Origin of the sequence: Streptomyces sp. NRRL S-378 (genome assembly GCF_000720645.1) — a bacterium.
Taxonomy (GTDB): Bacteria; Actinomycetota; Actinomycetes; order Streptomycetales; family Streptomycetaceae; genus Streptomyces.
The window spans coordinates 1-22,439 of the sequence record NZ_JOBX01000006.1 but is presented as its reverse complement, the minus strand read 5'-3'; the positions used below and the strand labels follow the sequence as shown (position 1 = coordinate 22,439).

22 protein-coding genes are annotated in these 22,439 nt (G+C 73.6%); 8 read left to right on the top strand and 14 right to left on the bottom strand.

Features of this window, described 5'->3' with window-relative positions:
• Positions 1-80: 80 nt before the first annotated feature.
• From IH80_RS0105840 to IH80_RS0105820, 5 genes are read right to left on the bottom strand one after another with little or no spacing between them, the layout of a single operon-like run.
• Positions 81-743, bottom strand: a complete 663-nt coding sequence (locus tag IH80_RS0105840) for an NADPH-dependent F420 reductase (RefSeq protein ID WP_030958252.1) — start codon at positions 741-743, stop codon at positions 81-83.
• 55 nt (positions 744-798) lie between these two features.
• On the bottom strand, positions 799-1,449 hold the full coding sequence (locus IH80_RS0105835; protein ID WP_051808847.1) for a disulfide bond formation protein B: 651 nt from the start codon (positions 1,447-1,449) through the stop codon (positions 799-801).
• A gap of 2 nt (positions 1,450-1,451) precedes the next feature.
• A complete protein-coding gene (locus tag IH80_RS45280) occupies positions 1,452-1,616 on the bottom strand; it encodes a DUF5993 family protein (RefSeq protein ID WP_199819219.1) in 165 nt (54 codons plus the stop codon).
• Between the two features lie 52 nt (positions 1,617-1,668).
• Complete coding sequence (locus IH80_RS0105825; RefSeq protein ID WP_030958249.1) at positions 1,669-3,075, bottom strand: sensor histidine kinase; 1,407 nt, start codon at positions 3,073-3,075, stop codon at positions 1,669-1,671.
• Between the two features lie 7 nt (positions 3,076-3,082).
• Entirely contained in the window at positions 3,083-3,772 is a 690-nt protein-coding gene (locus IH80_RS0105820) for a response regulator transcription factor (protein WP_030655573.1), read from the bottom strand.
• Positions 3,773-3,875: 103 nt separating this feature from the next.
• On the opposite strand from IH80_RS0105820, the gene IH80_RS0105815 reads away from it, so the two are divergent.
• A complete protein-coding gene (locus IH80_RS0105815; RefSeq protein WP_234432139.1) occupies positions 3,876-4,400 on the top strand; it encodes a hypothetical protein in 525 nt (174 codons plus the stop codon).
• A gap of 13 nt (positions 4,401-4,413) precedes the next feature.
• Here IH80_RS0105815 and IH80_RS0105810 read toward each other — a convergent pair whose 3' ends face one another.
• Both IH80_RS0105810 and IH80_RS0105805 read right to left on the bottom strand, forming a co-directional pair.
• A complete protein-coding gene (locus tag IH80_RS0105810) occupies positions 4,414-5,289 on the bottom strand; it encodes a spermidine synthase (RefSeq protein ID WP_030958246.1) in 876 nt (291 codons plus the stop codon).
• 34 nt (positions 5,290-5,323) lie between these two features.
• Positions 5,324-5,722 carry a hypothetical protein gene (locus IH80_RS0105805; protein WP_030958244.1) on the bottom strand — a complete coding sequence of 133 codons (399 nt, stop codon included), beginning with the start codon at positions 5,720-5,722 and terminating at the stop codon, positions 5,324-5,326.
• Positions 5,723-5,964: 242 nt separating this feature from the next.
• On the opposite strand from IH80_RS0105805, the gene IH80_RS0105800 reads away from it, so the two are divergent.
• Positions 5,965-7,278 carry a hypothetical protein gene (locus IH80_RS0105800; protein ID WP_030958241.1) on the top strand — a complete coding sequence of 438 codons (1,314 nt, stop codon included), beginning with the start codon at positions 5,965-5,967 and terminating at the stop codon, positions 7,276-7,278.
• An 805-nt stretch (positions 7,279-8,083) separates the two neighbouring features.
• On the opposite strand, the gene IH80_RS0105795 is transcribed toward IH80_RS0105800, so the two are convergent.
• Positions 8,084-9,196, bottom strand: a complete 1,113-nt coding sequence (locus tag IH80_RS0105795) for a TDT family transporter (RefSeq protein ID WP_051808845.1) — start codon at positions 9,194-9,196, stop codon at positions 8,084-8,086.
• A 70-nt stretch (positions 9,197-9,266) separates the two neighbouring features.
• Between IH80_RS0105795 and IH80_RS0105790 the strand changes: the two genes are divergently transcribed.
• On the top strand, positions 9,267-10,190 hold the full coding sequence (locus IH80_RS0105790) for a LysR family transcriptional regulator (protein WP_030958239.1): 924 nt from the start codon (positions 9,267-9,269) through the stop codon (positions 10,188-10,190).
• Here the strand turns inward: IH80_RS0105790 and IH80_RS0105785 are convergent.
• Positions 10,187-10,984 carry a thioesterase family protein gene (locus IH80_RS0105785; RefSeq protein WP_030958238.1) on the bottom strand — a complete coding sequence of 266 codons (798 nt, stop codon included), beginning with the start codon at positions 10,982-10,984 and terminating at the stop codon, positions 10,187-10,189. The two genes, IH80_RS0105790 and IH80_RS0105785, sit on opposite strands and share 4 nt — an antisense overlap.
• 232 nt (positions 10,985-11,216) lie before the next feature.
• On the opposite strand from IH80_RS0105785, the gene IH80_RS0105780 reads away from it, so the two are divergent.
• On the top strand, positions 11,217-11,564 hold the full coding sequence (locus tag IH80_RS0105780; RefSeq protein WP_030958236.1) for a hypothetical protein: 348 nt from the start codon (positions 11,217-11,219) through the stop codon (positions 11,562-11,564).
• A gap of 110 nt (positions 11,565-11,674) precedes the next feature.
• On the opposite strand, the gene IH80_RS0105775 is transcribed toward IH80_RS0105780, so the two are convergent.
• The 4 genes from IH80_RS0105775 to IH80_RS0105760 form a co-directional block, all read right to left on the bottom strand.
• The gene (locus IH80_RS0105775) at positions 11,675-12,481 is read right to left on the bottom strand and encodes a hypothetical protein (RefSeq protein ID WP_199819218.1); all 807 of its coding nucleotides are present in this window, start codon (positions 12,479-12,481) and stop codon (positions 11,675-11,677) included.
• 113 nt (positions 12,482-12,594) lie between these two features.
• Entirely contained in the window at positions 12,595-13,302 is a 708-nt protein-coding gene (locus IH80_RS0105770; protein WP_030958232.1) for a gamma-glutamyl-gamma-aminobutyrate hydrolase family protein, read from the bottom strand.
• Between the two features lie 43 nt (positions 13,303-13,345).
• Complete coding sequence (gene eat, locus IH80_RS0105765; RefSeq protein ID WP_030958231.1) at positions 13,346-14,824, bottom strand: ethanolamine permease; 1,479 nt, start codon at positions 14,822-14,824, stop codon at positions 13,346-13,348.
• A gap of 135 nt (positions 14,825-14,959) precedes the next feature.
• Positions 14,960-15,706: a FadR/GntR family transcriptional regulator gene (locus IH80_RS0105760; protein ID WP_030958230.1), complete on the bottom strand. Its 747-nt coding sequence runs from the start codon at positions 15,704-15,706 to the stop codon at positions 14,960-14,962.
• A 77-nt stretch (positions 15,707-15,783) separates the two neighbouring features.
• Here IH80_RS0105760 and IH80_RS0105755 point away from each other — a divergent pair, with 77 nt between their 5' ends.
• The 4 genes from IH80_RS0105755 to IH80_RS0105740 all read left to right on the top strand — a co-directional run bounded on the left by IH80_RS0105755 (position 15,784) and on the right by IH80_RS0105740 (position 20,768).
• Complete coding sequence (locus IH80_RS0105755; protein WP_030958229.1) at positions 15,784-17,154, top strand: glutamine synthetase family protein; 1,371 nt, start codon at positions 15,784-15,786, stop codon at positions 17,152-17,154.
• A gap of 64 nt (positions 17,155-17,218) precedes the next feature.
• Positions 17,219-18,571: an aldehyde dehydrogenase family protein gene (locus tag IH80_RS0105750; RefSeq protein WP_234432142.1), complete on the top strand. Its 1,353-nt coding sequence runs from the start codon at positions 17,219-17,221 to the stop codon at positions 18,569-18,571.
• A 5-nt stretch (positions 18,572-18,576) separates the two neighbouring features.
• Positions 18,577-19,368 carry a 3-oxoacyl-ACP reductase gene (locus tag IH80_RS0105745; protein ID WP_030958225.1) on the top strand — a complete coding sequence of 264 codons (792 nt, stop codon included), beginning with the start codon at positions 18,577-18,579 and terminating at the stop codon, positions 19,366-19,368.
• A gap of 104 nt (positions 19,369-19,472) precedes the next feature.
• Positions 19,473-20,768, top strand: a complete 1,296-nt coding sequence (locus tag IH80_RS0105740) for a haloacid dehalogenase-like hydrolase (protein WP_030958224.1) — start codon at positions 19,473-19,475, stop codon at positions 20,766-20,768.
• Here IH80_RS0105740 and IH80_RS0105735 read toward each other — a convergent pair.
• Positions 20,765-21,967, bottom strand: coding sequence for an amino acid deaminase/aldolase (locus tag IH80_RS0105735; protein ID WP_030958223.1), 1,203 nt, complete (start codon positions 21,965-21,967; stop codon positions 20,765-20,767). The genes IH80_RS0105740 and IH80_RS0105735 overlap by 4 nt on opposite strands.
• Positions 21,968-22,439 lie beyond the last annotated feature (472 nt).

Below are 22,439 nucleotides of genomic sequence, written 5' to 3'. Positions count from 1 at the left end.
GCGTTGCTCCTTCCCTCAGGGCCACCCTCGGCGCGGGCCAGGGGCGCGGCAACATTTGCGCCCCCGTCCGGGCCGGGCCGTCAGGCGCCCTGGACGTGGAAGTTGAAGTCCGTGTGCCCGAGCGCGCTCATCAGGCGGAGCCAGAGCGGGAGCAGCATCTCCGTGCCCCGGGCCGTCTCGATGCCGCCGAGGTCGAGGACGCTCTCCGGCGGCCATCCGAAGGAGTGCAGCAGCTCGCGCACCACCTTCTTGGCTTCCGCGTCCTCGCCCGAGACGAAGACGTGGTGCTCGCCGGCGACCCGGCCCGGCTCGACCATGATCTGGCAGTTCATCGTGTTCAGCGTCTTGACCACCCGCAGCCCCGGGAACGTCCGCTGGATCAGCTCGCCCAGGCTGTCGTCGTCCACCGGGTCCAGGCCCGGCGGGAAGCCGGCCGAGAAGTCCAGCGGGTTCGCGATGTCGATGAGGACCTTGCCGTCCAGGTGTGCGGCGTCCGCCTCCGTCAGCGCGGCGATGCTGACCTGCCCGCCGGTGGCGTTGACCAGGACCTCGCCGTCCCGCGCCGCCTCGGCGAAGCCCACCAGGGACACACCCGGGTGGACCTCCTGCCAGTCCGCGTACTCGGGCCGGCCCAGAGTGGCGCCGGGGTCCCGGGTCCCGATGACGACCTGGTGGCCCAGGGACTCGAGCCGGGCGGCCACCGTACGGCCGACGATCCCGGTGCCGAGGACTGCGTAGCGCATCCGTGCTTCCTTCCGGTCGGTGCGAAGGGGCCGGGCGGGCCCGCCCGGCCGTGGCTCAGTCCAGGAGCCCGGCGTCGTGGAAGAAGCGGTACCTGTTCGGGGCGTCCGGCAGGAACCAGTGGAAGCCCTCGTCCAGGAAGACCGCCACCATGCTCACGGCGATGACGAGGCCCAGGAACCACAGCGCGAACAGCCCCACCGCTCGCAGCGGCCCCGGCCCGGTCGCAGGTACGCCGCGGTCCGCCGTCGTGTGCGAGCAGGCCAGGAGAACGCCGATGACGACCACCGAGGCCTGGAAGAGGATCAGGGCCCACACGTACAGGTGCAGGCCGAACACCTCGCCCCCGTACCCCTTGGCACCCGGCAGGATGTGCAGCGTCGTCTGCCGCCAGGCCGCGAAGGAGCCCCCGGTCGCCGCGACCAGCGCCAGGCCCCAGCCCGTCATGTAGTGGCGGCCCGTCACCGAGCCGCGCAGCAGCGCCGTACGGATGATGTACGCCGCGCCCAGCGCCGCCAGCAGCATGAACATCCGCTGCACGACGCACAGCGGACACGGGTGCTCCCCCCGCGCGAACTGCTGGAGGAGGCCGCCGGACACCACGCCCGCCCAGCCGACGGCGAAGAGGCAGGCGAACCAGTACTGGACCTTGCCCGGCTGCGCGGCCTCGGGCGTGCTCTCCGGCAGGAGGCTCTCGATCGTGGCCATGGTCACCAGCTCAGGGTCAGGGCCAGGCCGCCGGTGACGTGGTGTGCCATCAGCAGGGTGACGGCGATGAGCATGACCCACCACGCCCCGAGCACGACCATCCGGGACGTCTCCCGGTACATGGCGATCAGCGTGGCGAGGAGCCCGCCGAAGATGAGGGTGTCCATGCCGCGGACCGTACCGAGACGAGGACATCCCGCCTGCTAGGCGCGCCCCCGGTCACGGCGTGGCGCGCCCCCGGTTACGTCGGTTGCCGCGTCGGCCGCGGCCCGACCGCCCCGCGCCCGGGCCGCCCGTGCTCCGCCCGTCCAGGCCGATCCACACGCGGACCTCGGTGCCGCCGAGCACCGAACGCCCCAGTCGGACGTCGCCGCCGGTCGACTCCGCGACCCGGCGCACGATGTCCAGGCCGAGGCCCGTGGACCCGTCCCGGCCGCCGTCGTTGCCGCGGCGCAGCGCCGCGTCCGGGTCGGAGATGCCGGGGCCGGCGTCCGAGACGAGCACGATCACCGCGTCGCCCGCGTCGTGGACGTCCACCGCGAAGGGGGTGCCCTCGGGGGTGTGCCGGAAGACGTTGCCCAGCATGGCGTCGAGGGCCGCGGCGAGTTCGGGCCGCGCCACGGGAATCCGCACGGTGCGGTCCACGCCCGCCAGCCGGACCTCGCGGCCCTCGTCCTCCGCGAGCGCCGACCAGAAGTCCATCCGGTCGCGGATCACCTCGGAGGCGTCGCAGCCCGCTCCCGCTCCCGCCCCGGCCAGACCGGCGGCCGGGCGCTGTTCCCGGGCCGTACGGATGATGGTGTCGACCTCGCGCTCCAGCTGCTCCACCGCCGCCCGGGTCTGCTCGGCGGCGGGGCCGTCCCCGAGGGAGGCGGTGTTGAGCCGGAGCACGGTCAGCGGGGTGCGCAGCCGGTGCGACAGGTCGGCGGCCAGTTCCCGCTCGTTGGCGAGGAGCTCGACCACCTGGTCGGCCATGGCGTTGAACGCGACCGCCGCCGAGCGCAGTTCCTTGGGCCCGGCCTCCGGTACGCGGGCCCCGAGCCGCCCCTCGCCCAGCTGGTGCGCGGCGTCCGCGAGCCGTTCGGCCGGCCGGACCAGCCGGGCGCCGAGCCGGTCGGCGACCGCGACCGAGCCGACGATCAGGGCCAGTCCGACGCCCGCGAGCACCAGCCAGGCGGTCGCGACGCCGTTGCTGACCTCGCTCTCCGGTACGAAGATCTCCACCACGGCGATGTCGCCGGATCCCAGCGCGATCGGCTGGAGCAGCGCCGAACCGCCGCCCGTCAGCGAGGCCGTGGTGGCGCGCCCCATCCGGCGGGTCTCCGCGACGGCGCGTTCCCCGGCCCGGCCCTCGCCGATGCTCACCGGCGCGCCGCCGCCGACCGCGGGCACGTGGACGGCCATCCGCTGCGCGGCGCCCATCTGCGTGGACTCCACGGCCTTGCTCAGCTGCCCCGAGTCGGTGGTGATGGACAACGTCGGCCCGATGGTGGCTGCCTGCCGTTCGGCGTTGGAGAAGGCCCGGTCACTGGCCATCTCCTGGACGACGAGCCCGAGCGGTACGGCGAAGGCCACGACCACCATGGCCGTGACCGCGAGGCACACCTTGACCAGGGCCCATCTCATCGCTGCATCACTGCGGCGGCTCCAGCTTCACGCCGACCCCGCGCAGCGTGTGCAGGTACCGGGGCCGGGCGGCGGTCTCGCCGAGTTTGCGGCGCAGCCAGGACAGGTGGACGTCGATGGTCTGGTCGTCGCCGTACGACTGCTGCCAGACCTCGGCGAGCAGTTCACGCCGGGCCACGACGACTCCGGGGCGCCCGGCGAGGAAGGCCAGCAGGTCGAACTCCCGGCGGGTGAGGTCCAGTACCGCCCCGTCGAGTTCGGCCTGGCGGCGCAGCGGGTCGATGGCGAGGCCGCCGACGCGCAGGACGCGCGAGGGCGGTTCGGCTCCGGCGGCGGCCCGGGCGCGGCGCAGGACGGCGGCCATCCGGGCGGAGAGGTGTTCGACGGAGAAAGGTTTGGTCAGGTAGTCGTCGGCGCCGTCGTTGAGCAGCCGGACGATCTCGGCCTCGTCGTCGCGCGCGGTGGCGATGATCACGGGCACGTCGGTGATGCCGCGCAGCATCTTGAGCGCCTCCGACCCGTCCAGGTCGGGCAGGCCGAGGTCGAGGATGACCACGTCGAAGCGGTGGTGCGCGACCTCGCGCAGTGCCTCCAGGGCCGTGCCGACGCTCCGCACGGTGTGCGAGGCCTCCGTCAGGTGCCGGATGAGGGCGGAACGTACGAACTGGTCGTCCTCGACCACGAGCACACTTGCCATGGGCGGCACCGTAGTCCATCCGGGCGACTGCACGGGGTGTCGGGCCACTCTTGTGACGCGTGGTGCAGTATGTGCCTTGATGCGAAGAGGACTTGTGCATGCCATGGCGTGGATGCTCGCGACCGGGGCGGCGGTGACGCTGTGCTGGTGGGGCGTCCACACCGTCATGTCGGGCACGGCCTACGACCGGCCGCTCGCGGTGCCCCTGGCCGGCCAGCCGCTGTCCTCCTCGACCGGGAGCGCGCAGCCCTCGGGCTCGCCGTCGCAGTCCCCGTCCGCCTCGGCCTCGGCCTCGCAGTCGCCCGGCCCGACCACGTCGCCGACCCCGGACGCCTCGCCCGGCAAGCCGTCGCAGACTACTGCGTCCTCCTCGCGCGGGCCGCAGCAGTCGGACGGCCAGGACTCGGGGAAGGTGCAGGCCTATCCGGTCTCCGGCGGCCGGGTCGTCTTCTCCCTCGGCGCCTCCTCGGCCGAACTGGTCACGGCGACACCGGCGGCGGGCTGGCGGATGCAGGTGTGGAAGCAGGACTTCTGGATCCGGGTCACCTTCACCCGGGACGGCCGCGAGGTGTCGGTGTTCTGCACCTGGCACGACCACCCGCCGATGGTGGAGATCGTCGACCCCTGAGGCGACCCGCCGGTTACCGGAACACGGCGGGCGGCGGCTGGGGCGAGGCCACCGCGGAGGCATCGGCGACCGGGGCCGCGCCGCCCGCGAAGTCGGCCAGCGCCCGGCCGTGCTCGACGCGGCCCGGATGCGGGTCGCTCGCGACCCGGCGGGTGAACTCCGCGACGGGCAGTTCCCGGTCGGCGGCCACCAGTACCGCATTGCCGAAACGTTTCCCTCGCCACACCACCGGGTCAGCGGCCAGCGCCAGCTCCGTGAACCGGGACGCCGCCGTCGCGATCTGGCCGCGCAGATGGGTCAGCGGCGGCCCGTCCGCGAGGTTCGCCACGTACCACCCGGTGGGTGCCAGGGCCCGGCGTACGTCGTCCAGGAACTCCGTGCTGGTCAGGTGCGCCGGAGTGCGCGCCCCGCTGAACACGTCAGCGATCACCAGGTCCGCCCAGCCGTCCGGCACCTTCGCCAGACCGGCCCGCGCGTCGACCGCCCGCACCCGGACCCGTGCCTGGGGGTCCAGCGGCAGGTGCTCCCGTACGAAGGCGACCAGGGCGGCGTCGATCTCCACGACCTGCTGGGAGGAACGGGGGCGGGACGCCGCGGTGTACCGGGCGAGGGTGAAGGCGCCGCCGCCCAGGTGCACCACGTTCAGGGGCCGCCGGGCCGGCGCGGCGAGATCGATGAGGTGACCGATCCGCCGCTGGTAGGAGAAGTCCAGGTACGCGGGATCGGCCAGGTCCACATGCGACTGCGGGGCACCGTCGATCAGCAGGGTCCAGGCGCCCGGCCGCTCCCGGTCCGGCTCCAGCTCCGCCAGGCCGCCGTCCACCTGCCCGACGACCGCCTCCGCGCCGCCGCGCCCGCGCTTGCTCTTGTTCCTGTCCTTGCCTGCCACCACCCCATTGTGCGGGCGGCCGGCCCGGGAGCGGTCAGCGGCAGTTGTCCGCGGCCTCGATCAGCCGGGCCGCCTCACCGAGCGCCGCACGCAGCACCTCGGGGTCGGTGACCGGCCCGACGGCCTCCGGCGGGAGCAGCCAGCCCGTGGCGCCCGCGGTGGGCGAGACGGCGTCGCCGAAGCGCATCCCCCGCCCGTTGGTCTGCGTACACGCGCTGCCCGGGAGGTCCCAGGCGTCGGCGGTGCCGGGCGGTACGAGGAAGCCGAGGGTGTCACCGGACCCGTCGTGCAGGACGGGCCCCACCGGGCCGGACCGGCCGGCCGCCCTGCGGATGATGTCCACCGCCTCCAGGCCCTGCCGCGCGGGCACGGTCACCAGGTCCGGGGCCGCGACACCGGGCTCGGGCGCGGTGTTCGTTCCAGTGCTCTCCATGCCGGCCTCCACCAAGGGGAACCCCTCCTCGATCCGTATCCGCATGGGTTCAACGCACGGGAACGTCAACGGGTGCGGCACCAAGACGCCGCAAAGGATGGCAGTTCATGGCGGATCACGGGTGAGATATCCGTTTTGTAGCTAAACATCGCGTGAACACCCCGTCGCTGGGGGTACGTTCATGCGCGCCGGACCCCACTGCACCAGCCGGCGCTGCGCTCCTCGCCAGAGAGGTCACGTCCATGGCGGCGTTCCCCCACTCACCCAACTCCACGTTCAGGCGGCTGCGCGGGCAGCTCTCCCCCGCCGAATTCGCGGCCCTGGTACGCAGGGCGGCGAAGGAGATCGGAGAAACGGTTTCCTGCGACGCGCGCTACATCGGCCGGGTCGAGTCCGGCGAGATCCGCTGCCCCAACTACGCCTACGAGCGGGTCTTCCTCCACATGTTCCCCGGCCGCACCCTGGCCGACCTGGGCTTCTCCCCCCGCGAGGCCGTCCGCGGCCGCTCGGCGCAGCGCGGCCCGCACCCGGTCCCCCGTTCCCCTTCCAGTGCCAAGGAGAGCGACGTGCTGCGTCGCGCGTTCATGGCGGGCGGCTCCGCGACCGTGGCGGCCGCGACGCTCAGCCTCACCCTGCTCGGCGACACCCGCCGACTGCCCACGCGCGCCGGCGAGTCCGAGGCCGCCGCCGTCGAGGACGCCGTACGCCGGATCCGGCTGCTCGACGACCGGCACGGGGCGGACGCCCTCTACCGCAGGGCCTCCGAACCCCTGCGCACCGCCTACGCCCTGCTCGACGCCGGGGCGACGCGCCAGTCCACGGAGGACAGGCTGCACTCGGGCGCCGGCGAACTGGCCGTCTCCGTCGGCTGGCTGGCCCACGACTCCGGCCGTTTCGACGACGCCCGCTCGCACTACGCGGAGGCGTTGGCCACGGCCCGGGTGGCACGGGACGCGGGCCTGGAGGCCCACGCCTTCAGCAACATGTCCTTCCTGGCCCGGGACACCGGTCGCGCGCGCGAGGCCGTACGGGCGGCCCAGGCGGGCCGGCGCGCCGCCTCCTCCCTCGGCTCACCCCGGCTGCTGTCACTGCTCGCGCTGCGGGAGGCCGGCGGGTGGGCGGGGCTCGACGACCGCAAGGCCTGCGAGGAGTCGCTGGCGCGGGCCCACCGGGAGTTCTCGCGGGGGCCCGCGGAGGCCGACCCCGAGTGGATGTCCTTCTTCGGCGAGGCCGAGCTGGAGTCGCTGGAGGCGCGGTGCTGGTCGGCGCTCGGCGAGCACGCCCGCGCCGCGCGGCACGCGCGGCGGGCCGCCGACCTCCAGGATCCGCACTTCGCCCGGAACGTGGCCCTCTACACCGCCGAGCTGGCCGGTGACCTGGCCCGGGCCGACGCCCCCGACGAGGCGGCGTGGGCGGGCGGGCGGGTGCTGGACCTGCTGGCCGAGGTCCAGTCGACGCGGGTCCGGTCGATGCTCGCGGAAACGGCCGCGACCCTCGTCCCCCACCAGCGGTCCCCCCGCGTGAACACGTTCCTGACCCGCCACGCCACGGCCTGACCCTCGGCTCCCGCCGGGGCAGCCACTGTTCCGGCGGACCGGTGGTACCCCTGGGCTCCCGCCGGGGGCGGCCATGGTTGCGGCGGGGCGGGGGTGCCCTGCGGCTCCCGCCGAGGGTGGCCACGGTTCCAGCTGGGCGGTGGTGCCCTGCGGCTCCCGCCGGGGGTGGCCATGGTTGCGGCTGGGCAGTGGTGTCCTGCGGCTCCCGCCGGGGGTGGCCATGGTTGCGGCGGGGCGGGGGTGTCCTGCGGCTCCCGCCGAGGGCGGCCATGGTTCCAGTGGGCGGGCGTGCCCTGCGGCTCCCGCCGAGGGCGGCCATGGTTCCAGTGGGCGGGCGTGCCCTGCGGCTCCCGCCGGGGGCGGCCATGGTTGCGGCTGGGCGGGGTGATGCGGTGTGGGGCGGTGCCCCGGCGGAATGTCTCCTCGGCTCGGCGCGTGCGGCCTTGTCGTGGGCAGGCGGGTTGGGTTGCGCGCTCGTGAGGCGCGACCGGGGCCGTCTGGCCGGGCCGGGGCAGCACGCGCCGAGCCGAGGAGATACCCCTGCCCGGCACCCCGACCCGGCTCCACCGCGCCCGTACCCCGGCCCCGCCGCACACTCCGGCCGGACCACCGCAAAGCAACCCCGCAGGGGCACCGCACCATTCAAGCCCCGCCGGCGATTGAGGCGCGGGTCCGGGCAGCGCCCGGCAGGCGGCCCGGCACCCGACCCGGCTCCACCGCGCCCGGACCCCGGCCCCGCAGCACATCCCGGACCCCGCGAAGCCCGCCGAGCAGCCCCGCAGGGGACCCGCGGCAGGGGTAGGGGTCAGAGGAGGCGGCCCGTGAGGAGGCCGCGGAGGGTGTGGGTGGCCACCAGCAGCCAGGCGGTCAGCAGGGCGAGGAAGAGGGCCGCGGCGAGCCAGCCGAGGGCGGTGAGCCCGGTGTGGCGGGCCAGGCCGGCGGCGCCGGTGACGCAGGTGCCGACGGGGAAGGTCAGCGCCCACCAGGTCATCGCGAAGCCCATGCCCTCCCGGGCCGCCCGCACCAGCAGGCACACGGCGAGCGCCAGCCACAGCAGGGCGAACCCCATCACGGGCACCCCGTAGACGACCGCGAAGGCGCCGAGCGCGCCGGCGTAGGGGGCGCCGATCGACTGGGGGGCCATGTCGGCGAGCTGGTTAACGGCGGTGGTGGACTGCCCGAGCGGACCGAGGACCAGGAACAGGGTCGGGGTCAGGGCCAGGGGCAGCGGGCCGCCCACGATCAGCCGGCCGAAGATCAGGGGGAGCATCAGCAGGGTGGCGAGCAGGCTGATCCCGAACATGGCGTAGCAGGCGAGCAGCATGGCCTCGCGGGGCTGGCCGGGGGCCAGGTGGGGTATCAGCAGCGGGCCGAGGGCGGCGGAGACCATGGGGGCGACGAGGGGCAGCAGCCACACGGGGGTGGCCTGCTTCGGCTCGACCTTGTGGCGCACCACCATCAGGTAGGGCACGGCCACGGCCGCGACCAGGCCGATCGCGGTGCCCGCGGTGAAGAGCACGGCGTCCACGGCCACGGCGGCGCCGGTCCCGATGAGGTCCTTGCCGACGATGAGGGTGCCGCCGCCGACGGCCAGCAGCGCCATCGAGAGGCAGCCGTAGAAGGGGGCGACGGCGGGGTCGAGCAGGTGGGCGCGGGCCTGGTCGCGGTGGTGGAGCCAGTGCCCGGCGCGGGCGGCGAGCAGGACGGCGAGGGCGAGGGCGGACAGCGCCCAGACGAGCTGGCAGGCCACGCGCTGGCCGGGGAGCTGGTAGGGGAGGGTCGCGCCGGCGTTGGCGACGATCGCGGTGCCCATGACGGAGGCGTACCAGTTGGGGCCGAGGTGACGCAGCGCCGGTGCCTTGTGGGCGGTGGGCGCGGGTTCGGTGAGGGTGCGGGGTCGCACGAGGGTGGTGGCCATGGGTCCAGCGTCACGCCGGGGCGGGCCGAACGGCAGGGATCATCTGTCTATAAGGCCATAAACTGATGTTATGGGTGAGGAGAACGTGGTTCCGCTGGCGCACCGCGTACCGGACCTGGGCGCGCTGGAGCTGCTGCTGGCGGTGGCCCGTGTCGGGAGCCTGAGCGGTGCCGCCCGGCGGCTGGGCATCACCCAGCCCGCGGCGAGCAGCCGGATCCGGGCGATGGAGACCCGGCTCGGTGTGGCGCTGGTGGACCGGTCCCCGCGGGGGTCGACGCTGACGGCCGAGGGTGCGCTGGTCACCGACTGGGCCCGGCGGGTGGTGGAGGCGGCGGAGGCCTTCGACGCGGGGGCGCAGGCGCTGCGGGGGCGGCGGGACTCGCGGCTGCGGGTGGCGGCCAGCATGACCATCGCCGAGTACCTGTTGCCGGGGTGGCTCATCGCGCTGCGCGGGCAGCGGCCGGACACGGCGGTCTCCCTGCACGCGGGCAATTCGGCGGTGGTCGTGCAGCGGGTGCTCACGCACGAGGCCGACCTGGGCTTCGTGGAGGGGCTGTCGGTGCCCGAGGGGCTGGACTCGGCGGTGATCGCGCAGGACCGTCTGGTCGTGGCGGTGGCGCCGGTCCATCCGTGGGCGCGGCGTTCGCGGGGGGTGGAGGCCGCGGAGCTGGCCGCGACGCCGCTGATCCTGCGGGAGCGGGGATCGGGCACGCGCCAGGTGCTGGACGCGGCGCTCGCCGGGCACGGCGGGCTGGCCGCGCCGCTGCTGGAGCTGGCGTCGACGACGGCGGTGAAGGCGGCCGCGCTGGGCGGCGCGGGGCCGTGCGTGCTGTCGGAGCTGGCGGTGGTGGACGAGCTGGCGGCGCGCCGCCTGGTGGAGGTGCCGGTGACGGGCGCCGAGCTCGGCCGGGCCCTGCGGGCGGTCTGGCCGGCGGGCGCCCGCCCGGCGGGCCCGGCCCGGGACCTGCTGTCCCTGACCCGCGGCACCCCTTAGGAGAGGGGCCGGACCGTGAGGATCTGTTCGGCGTGGCCGACCGGGCCGTCGACGTCGTGCAGGACGCTGCTGGTGAGCCCCTGCCCCGAGGGGCCGAAGGTGACGGTGGTGTCCAGGCCGGTCCAGGGGCCGCGCGGCTGCCGGTGCAGATGGATGGTCAGGTCGAGGTTCGGGAACATCCACGCGGTGGGGTCCTGCTGGACCGCGACGCCGTTCGCGGTGTCCACGAGCGCGACGTACGAGGCGAGGGCGCTGCTCTCCTCGCCGGCGACCAGAGCGAGCGGCGAGGACACCCAGGCCGCCGTGCGGCCGCGGCGGGAGAGCGGCGTCCGGCGGACCTCGAGGGAGGAGACGTAACCGCCGTCCCATTCGTCGTCCATCGCCCAGGGAGCGAGTTCGCCGGGGGCGGGCATCGGCTCGTGCGGGCTGTCGGCGACGCCGGAGGTGTCCAGGGTGGCCAGCAGCCAGGCGCGGGCGCGGACCACCGTCCGGCCGCCGATGACCACCGTCGCTTCGAGGAGTTCGATGGTCCGGCCCGGGCGCAGGGTCTCGACGGTGATCTCGCACTCGTCGAGTGCGATGCGGCCGAGGATGTCGTAGCTGATCCGCGCGAGCGCCAGGGGCTCGGGCCGCTGCGCCAGGTGGCCGTCGACGGCGTGGACCACGAGGCCGGCGAGTGGGCTGAAGTGCTGCTCGTCGGTGTTCCACGCGCCGCCCGCGTGGGCCGTGGGCTTGTAGCGGTGCTCGCCCGTCCGCTCGTAGTAGCTCTCGCGTGCGACGGCGCCGGTGGTCACGGGACGGTCTCCTCGGACGGGCTGGAATGCGCGGGCGGACATGGGTGTATCGATCACGCATCGTAGGAGGCGGGGCCGGGTGCGTCACTGTGATCTGCAGGACAGCAGGGCGGGGGGCGTGCATCCGTCCGGGCGAGGGGGGAACGATTCGCCGCTGCACGGAGGATGACCTCGGGCGGACCTGCGGGACAGGTGGCTCCCGCGCGTACCCCCCTACGAGGAGAACCCCCCGATGCGTCTACGTCATGCCGCCCTCGCCGCTTTCGGCGCCTTCACGCTCCTGTTGACCGTCCCGGCCTCGGCTTCGGCCGCCACGGGAGAGTTCCAGTACACGGTCGTCAGCCTCGACGGCCGTCCGCTGCGGGTGGCCCTGGACGACCCGGAGAGCGGGGAGTGCATCGCGCTGCCGGAGGTCGCGGACCCCGAGGCCAGTTACCCCGCGCACTCGCCGCGCAACAGGACCACCTCCACGGCGACGGTGTTCACCGAACCGGACTGCTCCGGTGACTGGTTCACGCTGCGGCCGCTCACCGGCCACGGCTCGGCCCGCCTGCAGCTGCGGTCGGTCGTCTTCAGCTGAGCCGCGACGGGACGCCCGCCGGGCCGCCGCAACCGGCCCGGCAGGTCAGCCCGGGGCCCGGCCCGGGACAGCAGCCCGGGGCCCGGGACAGCAGCCCGGGCTCCGGGACGTCAGCCCGGGGCCCGGGACCGGGACTGGAGGGCCTTCGTCAGCAGGGAGCCCGCGACGATCAGGGCCACGCCCAGCCACCACATGTTGTCGAAGATCAGGACGGCGATGCCGATCGGTACGAGCAGGCCCGCGAGCGGCACCAGGAAGCCCGCCCACCGGGTGGGCTCGGGAGGCAGGCCGGCGGCTTCGCGGACCGCCCGGGCGCGGGCGACGTCCGGGTACCAGACGGTGAACTTCACCGCGGCGACGATCGCCAGGATCTGGATGATCCAGCCGGTCCAGACGTTGCTCGGGTTGTGCAGGACCAGGTCCCCGTACGCTCCGGCGGCGGCCGCGATCAGGAAGGCGATGCCCCACGCCCCCGTGATCATGTAGTTGGTGCGCAGGAAGCCGCGGGTGTGCCAGAGGGACGGATCGACCTGCTCGCGGGCGTACTGGAGGGTGAACGGCATCCGCACGGCCATCGAGCCGAAGGCGATCACCGCCAGCGCGATGTTGGCCACCTCACCCGCGTAGGTCTCCAGCCAGTTCAGCGTCCCGTCGTCGACGAGGGCCCCGATGACGGCCATCGACGCGAAGAAGACCACGTCGGCCAGTTCCAGCAGCTTCCAGGAGCTTCCGCGGTTGACCAGGTGGCCCAGTGCGATCAGGGCGACCGCCGCGGCCAGGGCCAGCCCGACGGCCAGTTCGAACCGTCCGGGGCCGACCAGCAGCGAGAAGATGATCCACGGCGCCATGCCCACGACCGGGTTGTCCAGGAACCCGGCCACCGGCCCCCTCGTCGTGCGGTGTGCGTCGGTGCTCACCCATCCAGCGTGCGCGCGTGCGGGGCCCGGGGCCATTCGGGCGGACGGGTCCGCCCCCGGACCCTTCCGCGGGGCGGGGCCGGGGGCGGGGGCGGCGGTCCGCCGTTCGCCGGTCAGGCCACCGGTACCGCGCTGCGTGCCGCGGCCGCCTCGATCAGGGACGCCATCACCCGGGTGTCCCCGTCCCGCTCCGGGTGCCACTGGACGCCCAGCACCCAGCGCGCCGGGTCGGGCAGTTCGATCGCCTCCACCGTGCCGTCGAGCGCGTGCGCCGAGACGACCAGGCCGCGGCCCAGGCGTTCGACCGCCTGGTGGTGGTAGGTCGGGACCTGCGCCTCCTCCGGGACCAGGTCCGCGTACCGGGTGCCCGGGACCGGGCGGACCGGGTGCCAGGACATGACGCCCGGGGTGTCGACGTGGCCGTCGATGTGCTGGATCAGCGTGCCGCCCAGGGCCACGTTCAGCGCCTGCATGCCCCGGCAGATGCCGAGCAGGGGCACGTCCGCCTCCAGCGCGGCGTCGATCAGGGCCAGCTCCCACTGGTCGCGGACCGTCGCGGGGGCACCCGTACGGGGGTCGCGCGCGGCGCCGTAGTGGACCGGGTCCACGTCCGGGCCGCCCGCGACGACCAGGCCGTCCACCCTGCTCAGCACCTCCGCCGCCGCACCGGGCTCGTCCGGCGGGAGCAGCACGGCCGCGCCGCCCGCCGCCTGGACGAGTTCGTGGTACCCGGTCGGTACGAGGGACGCCGGGAGGTCCCACACGCCGTAGCGGGTGGATTCCTCGACGTAGGTGGTGATGCCGATGAGCGGCCTGGGCACGTTCGATACCTCCGGAAGGGGCGGGACGGACGGTGACAGGGTTTCAGTCGCGGGCCAGTTCCGCCTCGGCTTTCGCGAGGGCCGCGAACTCCTCCTCGGGGGCCGAGGCCACGAGGTGGTGCCGACTGTAGATCGCGAAGTAGGCCAGGGCGACGGCGTACACGGCCAGGGCGATGAACGCCGCGTCCTTGTCCACGAGGAAGGTGGCGACCAGGGCCGAGAGGGCGAGGACGAAGGCCACCGAGGAGGTCAGGATGCCGCCCGGGGTGCGGTACGGGCGCTCCAGTTGCGGCTCCCGGCGGCGCAGCACGATGTGGGAGAGCGCCATCAGGGCGTAGGAGATGGTCGCGCCGAAGACCGCGATGTTGAGCATGCGGGCGCCGTTGCCGGTGGCCGCGGCCAGGGCGAAGCCGATCGCGCCGGGGATGATCAGGCCCAGGTACGGGGCCCTGCGCTTCGAGGTGAGCGAGAGGAAGCGGGGCAGGTAGCCGGCGCGCGAGAGGGCGAAGAGCTGGCGGGAGCCCGCGTAGATGAGGGAGAAGAAGGAGGCGACGAGGCCGGCCAGGCCCGCGTAGTTCACGAACCGGCTCAGCGCGGTCGGGCCGCCGTCCCCCTCCAGGGCGACGACCAGCGGATTGCCGGCCGTCCTGACGGCGTCGGCGCCCTGCGCGCCGGTCGCCGCGAAGAAGGTGATCAGGGCCAGCAGGGCGAGGATGCCCATGGAGATGGCCAGCGCCTTCGGCATGGAGCGGACCGGGTCCTTGGCCTCCTCGGCGGCCAGCGGTACGCCTTCCACACCGAGGAAGAACCACATGCCGAAGGGGAAGGCGGCCCAGATGCCGAGCACGCCCAGCGGCAGCCAGGAGTTCGAGCCGAAGGCGTTCGGGTCGACCGGGATGTCGTTCAGGCCGTCGGCGCTGAATTCCGTGAAGGCGCCCACCGCGAAGATCAGCAGCGCGGCGACGGCCACCGCGGTGACGACCAGGCTGAAGCGCAGGGCCTCGCCGACGCCCCACAGGTGCACACCGATGAAGATCACGAAGCAGCCGAGGTAGACGGGCCAGCTGGAGGTCAGGCCGAAGAGGCCGAGGGACTCCACGTAGTCGCCGATGAAGATGACGATCGCCGCCGGGGCCAGGATGTACTCGATGAGGATGGCGGTGCCGGTGAGGAAGCCGCCCCAGGGGCCCAGCGCGCGGCGGGCGAAGCCGTAGCCGCCGCCCGCCGTCGGCAGGATGGTGGACAGCTCGGCGAGGGAGAAGACCAGGCAGGCGTACATGGCGCCCATGAGGACGGTGGCGATGGCGAGACCACCGAAGCCGCCCTTGTCGAGACCGACGTTCCAGCCGGAGAAGTCCCCGGAGACGACGTAGGCGACCCCGAGTCCGGTCAGGAGCAGCCAGCCGGCGCTGCCGCGGCGCAGGCTGCGGCGCTCCAGGTAGTCGTCCGGGCCGTCGCCGCCGGCGGGTGTCGTGGTGGGTGCGGGCGCGGCTGTCAGCCGTGCCTCGATGTCGTCGGCCATCGTGCGCTCCTGCCTGGGGGCAATGGTTGTGGGGCGTACCTTTGTCCCAGTGGAGCGGAGCGCGCAAGACCTCTGCGTAAAACAGAAGTTACGAAAACCTCTCGGACACCCCCCGTCCCTCCGTCCCCGTCCGCCTCAGGCGAGGAATCCGCGCAGCAGCGCCGCCGTGCCGCAGCAGTGCTCGCGCATGGTCTCGCGCGCCCCGGCCGCGTCCCGTTCCAGCACCGACTCCACCAGCGCGGTGTGCTGTTGCTGCGAGTGCTCCAGGTTGCGGACCAGCAGCGGTATGCAGTCGAGCAGGTCGTTGACGGTGGCCCGGACGGCCGCGTACTGGGCGGTCAGGGTGGCGGACCCGGCGAGCTCGCACAGGGTGAGGTGGAAGAGCGTGTCCTGGCGGCGGTAGTCGGCGAGCGGGGCGTCGTGGGTGGCCCCCAGCGCGGCCAGCAGCCGTTCGGTGCCCTCCTCGGTCAGCCCCTGTGAGGCGCACAGCCCGGCCGCCCCCACCTCCAGCACCTCGCGGAAGCGCAGGACGTCCTCGATGTCCACGCCCGCCACCCGCCTGCGCAGCTCCTCCTCGGTGCCGCCGGCCGGGGTGTCGGGGCGGGGGAGTACGAACGTTCCGCCGTACCGCCCGCGCCGCGCCTCCACCAGCCCCTGGTCCTGCAGCACCTTCAGGACCTCGCGCAGGGTGACCCGGCTGATGCCCATCCGCTCCGCCAGCTCGCGCTCGGGCGGCAGCCGCTCGCCGCCGGGCACCAGGCCCAGGCGGACCACCTGGAGGATCTGCTCCAGCGCCTCCTCGAACCCGTTGCCCGCCCGCACCTGGCGCAGCACCGGGTTCAGGCGCCGGGCGGCGGCGCCTTCGCTCGCCGTATCGGTCATCTCGGCTCCTCCCCTTCCCAAGCAATGGTTCTATTCAATACCTTAGGCCTCCTCGGCTCACCGAAGGAGAGAATCCCGTGGTAGACCGCAAGCCGCCGCTCGCGTCCGAGGAGCTCCGCGTCCTCGTCGCCAGCGGTGAGATCGACACAGTGGTCCTGGCCTTCCCCGACATGCAGGGGCGGCTCCAGGGCAAGCGGTTCGCCGCACAGTTCTTCCTGGACGAGGTCCTCGCGCACGGCACCGAGGGCTGCAACTACCTCCTCGCCGTCGACACCGACATGAACACCGTCGACGGGTACGAGATGTCCTCCTGGGACCGGGGCTACGGCGACTTCGCCATGCACCCCGACACCGCCACCCTGCGCCGCATCCCCTGGAACCCCGGCAGCGCCTTCATCCTGGCCGACCTGGCCTGGAACGACGGCACCCCCGTCGTGGCCGCCCCCCGGCAGATCCTGCGCCGCCAGCTGGAACGCCTCGCCGGGCACGGATACACCGCGATGGTCGGCACCGAGCTGGAGTTCATGGTCTTCCAGGACACCTACGAACAGGCCTGGAACGCCAACTACCGCGGCCTGACCCCCGCCAACCAGTACAACATCGACTACTCGGTCCTGGGGACCGGCCGCATCGAACCCCTGCTGCGCCGGATCCGCAACGAGATGCAGACCGCCGGACTGACCGTCGAGTCGGCCAAGGGCGAGTGCAACCTCGGCCAGCACGAGATCGCCTTCCGCTACGACGAGGCGCTCACCACCTGCGACCAGCACTCGGTCTACAAGACCGGCGCCAAGGAGATCGCCGCCCAGGAAGGCGTCTCGCTCACCTTCATGGCCAAGTACGACGAGCGCGAGGGCAACTCCTGTCACATCCACCTCTCGCTCACCGACACCGACGGACGCAACGTGATGGCCCGGGAGGGCCACGAGGAACACGGCATGTCCCCCGTGATGCGGCACTTCCTCGCCGGCCAGCTCGCCGCGCTGCGCGACTTCTCCCTTCTCTACGCCCCGAACGTCAACTCGTACAAGCGTTTCCGGCCGGGATCCTTCGCACCGACCGCCGTCGCGTGGGGCCTCGACAACCGCACCTGCGCCCTGCGCGTCGTCGGCCACGGCCGGTCCATGCGCTTCGAGAACCGCCTCCCCGGCGGCGACGTCAACCCCTACCTCGCCGTCGCCGGCCTGGTCGCGGCCGGGCTCTACGGCATCGAGAACCGCCTGGAACTGCCGCCGATCTGCACCGGCAACGCCTACACCGGCGACTACGCCCACGTCCCCGCCACCCTGCGCGAGGCCGCCGAACTCTGGGAGAACAGCGAGATCGCCAAGGCCGCCTTCGGCCCCGAGGTCGTCGCCCACTACCGGAACATGGCCCGCGTGGAACTCGACGCCTACGACTCCGCGGTGACCGACTGGGAGCTGCGCCGCTCCTTCGAACGCCTGTAGCCCCGCACGCCACCGAACCGAAACTGTGAGGCACCACGTGTCCGATGCGCTGGCCCCTTCCCATCTGAGTGTGCTGAATCCGGCCACCGAGGAACTCGTCGCCGTCGTCCCGGCCGCCACACGGGACGACGTCGACGCCGCCGTCGCCCGGGCCGCCGCGGCCCAGCGGGCCTGGGCGGCGGCCGCCCCCGCCGACCGGGCCCGCCTGCTGCGCCGCTTCGCCGCGGTCGTCGACGGGCACATCGAGGAACTGGCCCTGCTGGAGGTCCGCGAAGCCGGCCACACCATCGGCAACGCCCGCTGGGAAGCCGGCAACGTACGCGACCTCCTCGACTTCGCCGCCGGGGGAGTGGAACGGCTCTCCGGCCGCCAGATCCCCGTCGCCGGCGGCATCGACGTCACCTTCCTCGAACCCCTCGGCGTCATCGGCGTGATCGCCCCGTGGAACTTCCCCATGCCGATCGCCGCCTGGGGCCTCGCCCCGGCACTGGCCGCCGGCAACGCCGTCATCCTCAAGCCCGCCGAGACCACCCCGCTCACCGCGCTGCGCCTCGCCGAACTCGCCCTCGAAGCCGGGATCCCCGAACACCTCTTCCAGGTGCTCCCCGGCCGCGGGGACACCGCCGGCGACGCACTCGTCGAACACCCGGGCGTGGCGAAGATCGTCTTCACCGGCTCCACGCGCGTCGGCAAGCAGATCATGGCCAAGTGCGCCGACCGGGTGAAGCGCGTCACCCTCGAACTCGGCGGCAAGAGCCCCAACATCGTCTTCGCCGACGCCGACCTGGAGGCCGCCGCGGCCGCCGCCCCCATGGCCTTCCTCGACAACACCGGCCAGGACTGCTGCGCCCGCACCCGGATCCTCGTCCAGCGCTCCGCCTACGACCGCTTCCTCGACCTCGTCGCCCCCGGCATCGCGGCCGTCGCCGTCGGCGACCCGCTCGACGAGAAGACGCAAGTAGGCCCGCTGATCTCCCGGACCCAGCTGGACCGTGTACGGTCCTTCGTCACCGACGACCTCACCGCCATCCGCGGTACCGCCCCCGAAGGCCCCGGCTTCTGGTACCCGCCGACCCTCGTGACGGACGTCGCCCCCACCGCGCCCGTCGCCGCCGAGGAGGTCTTCGGCCCCGTCGCCGTCGTCCTGCCCTTCGACGACGAGGAGGACGCCGTACGCCTGGCCAACGCCACCGAATACGGCCTCTCCGGCTCCCTGTGGACCCGCGACATCGGCCGCGCCCTGCGCGTCTCGCGCGCCGTCGCCGCCGGCAACCTGTCCGTCAACTCCCACAGCAGCGTCCGCTACTGGACCCCCTTCGGCGGCTACAAGCAGTCCGGACTCGGCCGCGAGCTCGGACCCGACGCCCTCACCGCTTTCACCGAGACCAAGAACGTCTTCATCAGCACGGAGGCCTGAACCACATGTCCGTAGAGCCCACCGAGATCATCTGCCGCCGCCTCGTCGGCCGCACCGCCGTCATCACGGGAGCCGGCAGCGGCATCGGCCTCGCCACCGCCCGCCGCCTCGCCTCCGAAGGCGCCAACGTCGTCTGCGCGGACATCGACGAGACGGCCGGCAAGGCCGCCGCCGAGGAGGTCGGGGGCCTCTTCGTCAAGGTCGACGTCACCGACAAGGAGGACGTCGACGCCCTCTTCAAGACTGCCTTCGACACCTACGGCTCCGTCGACATCGCCTTCAACAACGCGGGCATCTCGCCCCCGGACGACGACTCCATCCTCACCACCGAACTCGACGCCTGGCGCCGCGTCCAGGACGTCAACCTCACCTCCGTCTACCTCTGCTGCAAGGCGGCCCTGCCCTACATGCAGCGCCAGGGCCGCGGCTCCATCATCAACACCGCCTCCTTCGTCGCCATCATGGGCGCCGCCACCTCCCAGATCTCCTACACCGCCTCCAAGGGCGGCGTCCTCGCCATGTCCCGCGAGCTCGGCGTGCAGTTCGCCCGCGAGGGCATCCGCGTCAACGCCCTGTGCCCCGGGCCCGTCAACACCCCGCTCCTCCAGGAACTGTTCGCGAAGGACCCCGAGCGCGCCGCCCGCCGGCTCGTGCACATCCCGCTGGGCCGGTTCGCAGAGCCCACCGAGATCGCCGCCGCGGTCGCCTTCCTCGCCAGCGACGACTCCTCCTTCATCAACGCCACCGACTTCCTCGTCGACGGCGGCATCTCCGGCGCGTACGTCACGCCCCTCTAGGCACGCACCCCAGCACCCCCCACCCGACAGCCGGGCGTCAGCACGACGCCCGGCTGTCGTGCTCCACCGCCCGTGACGCCTTCACCGCCAAGGAGCGTTCACCCATGTCCCCACGCGCCACCACCCGCCGCCTCCAGGCGCTCGCCGCCGCCGCGATCACCGTCGCCGCCCTCGTCGCCGTCGCACCCACCGCGGAGGCCGCACACCCCGGAGCACCCTGTACCACCCCGCAGCTGAAGACCGGCTGGTACGGCGACAACCGGGCGCGCCTCCAGCAGCTCATCGAGCGGTACGGCCGCTGCAACCCGTACCGGCCCACCCGCACCCGACCCGTCGCCGTCTTCGACTGGGACAACACCGTCGTCAAGAACGACGTCGGCGACGCCACCGTGTTCTGGCTGCTCCGCAACTCCAGGATCCGCCTGCCCGCCCACGGCGACTGGAGCACCACCAGCCGCTTCCTCACCCCCGCCGCGGCCGACGCCCTCGCCGCCGCGTGCGGAGCCCTCACCCGCCCCGGCACCCCGCTGCCCACCGGAACCCCGGCCGGAGCCGGCTGCGCGGACGAGATCAACGCGGTCTACGGCACCGCCGCGACCCGCACCGGCGCCGCCGCCTTCACCGGCTGGGACCGCCGCACCATGGAACCCGGATACGCCTGGCTGGCCCAGCTCATGCAGGGCTGGACCGCCCGCGAGATCCGCGGCTTCGCCGCCGCCGCCCGCACCGAGAACCTCGCCGCGCCCATCGGCGCCACCCAGCAGGTCGGCACCGGCCGGGCCACCGGCTGGGTCCGCTACTACGACCAGCAGCGGGACTTGATCAACAGCCTCCGCAAGGCCGGCTTCGACGTCTGGATCAGCTCCGCCTCCCCGCAGCCGGTCGTCGAGGTCTGGGCCGAGGGCGTCGGTATCGATCCGGGCCGCGTCATCGGCATCCGCAACACCACGACCCGCGGCGGGGCGTACACCACCCACCTCCAGGGCTGCGGATCCGTCGAGGATGGCGCCGACACGATGATCACCTACATCGACGGCAAGCGCTGCTGGATCAACGAGGAGGTCTTCGGGGTGCGCGGGCCCGCCGCCGAGAGGATCCAGCCGGCCGCCCGCCGCCAGGTGTTCGCGGCGGGCGACTCCGACACCGACATCTCGTTCCTGCGGGACGCCACCGCCCTGCGGCTCGTCGTGAACCGGAACAAGAACGAACTGATGTGCCGGGCCTATGACGACAGCGACGGCAAGTGGATCGTGAACCCGATGTTCATCGAGCCGAAGACACAGCGGACCAGTCCCTACCCCTGCTCCACCACCGGCTACGTCGACCACGACGGCACGGCCGGCCCGGTCCGCCGCGGCGACGGCACCGTCATCCCGGACCAGACGGACACCGTGCACTAGAGGAAGGTGCGGCCCTCACCCCGGTACGTCGGCACGCCGGCCGTGACCCGGTCGCCGTCGACGAGGTGCAGGGTGTCGAACCGTTCGCACAGTTCCCCCGCCTTGGCATGGCGGAACCAGACCCGGTCGCCGATCAGCAGGTCGTCGGCCGGGCTCCCCAGCAGCGGGGTCTGCACCTCGCCGGCACCCTCCTGCGGGTCGTAGCGCAGCCCCTGCGGCAGGTACGGCACCGGCAGCCGGTCCGGGCCGGGCGCACCGGAAGCCGGATAGCCCCCGCCGAGCACCGTCACCACCCCGACACCGGGCCGGCGCACCACCGGCTGGGCGAACAGCGCCGCCGGACGCCCGCGGAAGGAGGTGTAGTTGTCGAAGAGCCGCGGCACGTACAGCCCCGACCCGGCGGCGATCTCCGTCACCGCGTCCTCGGCCGCGGTCTGCTGCACGCTGCCCGTACCGCCGCCGTTGACGAACTCCAGGTCCGGTACGACGGCCCGCACGGCCGCCACCACCTCGGCCCGCCGCGCCGCCAGCTCCCTGCGGGCCGCGCCCTGCATCAGCCGGATGGCCCGGGACCGCAGCGGGCGCCCCGCCAGCGCGTCCCCGACCCCGGCGACGTGGCCCTCGTACGCCATCAGCCCCACGACCCGGAACCCGGGCCGTGCGGCGACCGTACGGGCCAGCGCGGCCAGTTGCGCGGGCTCTCGCAACGGAGAGCGGCGCGCCCCCACCCGGATCCGGCCGCCCATCAGGTGCAGGGCGGTGTCCAGCTCCAGGCAGACCCGGATCTCCTCGGCGCCGCCGTCACGGGCCGCGTCGATCAGCTCCAGCTGCGCGGGGTCGTCCACCAGCACGGTGACGGCGCCGGCCAGCTTGGCGTCGCCGGCCAGCTCCGCGAAGCCGGCCCGGTCGGCCGAGGGGTACGCGAGGAGCACGTCCTCGAACCCGGACCGGGCCAGCCACAGCGACTCGGCGAGCGTGTACGACATGATCCCGGCGAACCCGGGCCGGGCCAGCACCCGTTCCAGCAGGGCGCGGCACCGGACCGACTTGCTGGCGACCCTGACCGGCTTGCCGCCGGCCCGCCGCACGAGATCGTCGGCGTTGGCGTCGAAGGCCTCGAGATCCACGATGGCCAGCGGCGCGTCCAGGTGCGCGGTCGCCCGGTCGTACCGGGCGCGGTCGGCGGCGGGGGAGTTCATGGGCGGCAGCTTGCCAGAGGTCTGTACCGGTGGGTAGGGGGCGGACGCCGAGCCTCAGGCGCCGACGGGCTGTCACCCCCGGGGCTCCGCCCGAGCCCCGAACGCCGGCGGGCCCGGGCACGGCCCAGCCCCCAGGCTCCGCCCCCGGACCCCGCTCCTCAATCGCCGGCGACCCGGACTCGGGCCCGGCGGGCCGGGGGAGTCGGGTGCGACTCAGCACCTGGGGCTCCGCCCTGGACCCCGCACCTCAATCGCCGGCGAGGCCGAAACGGACCCGGGGGGCTGAAACGATGCCCGGCGGAAAAGGAGCCGTCGGGGACAGGCTTCGCAGGGGCGGGTTGGGGACGGGGTGGGGTGTTGGCCGGGACGTAAAACGTGATGTGTTGGCGCGGTGAGAGCCCGTACGGGCAGGCCCGCCCGAGGCGCCATAAATCATGCAGTCCCGGACGACACCCCACCCCGGCCCCGGCAC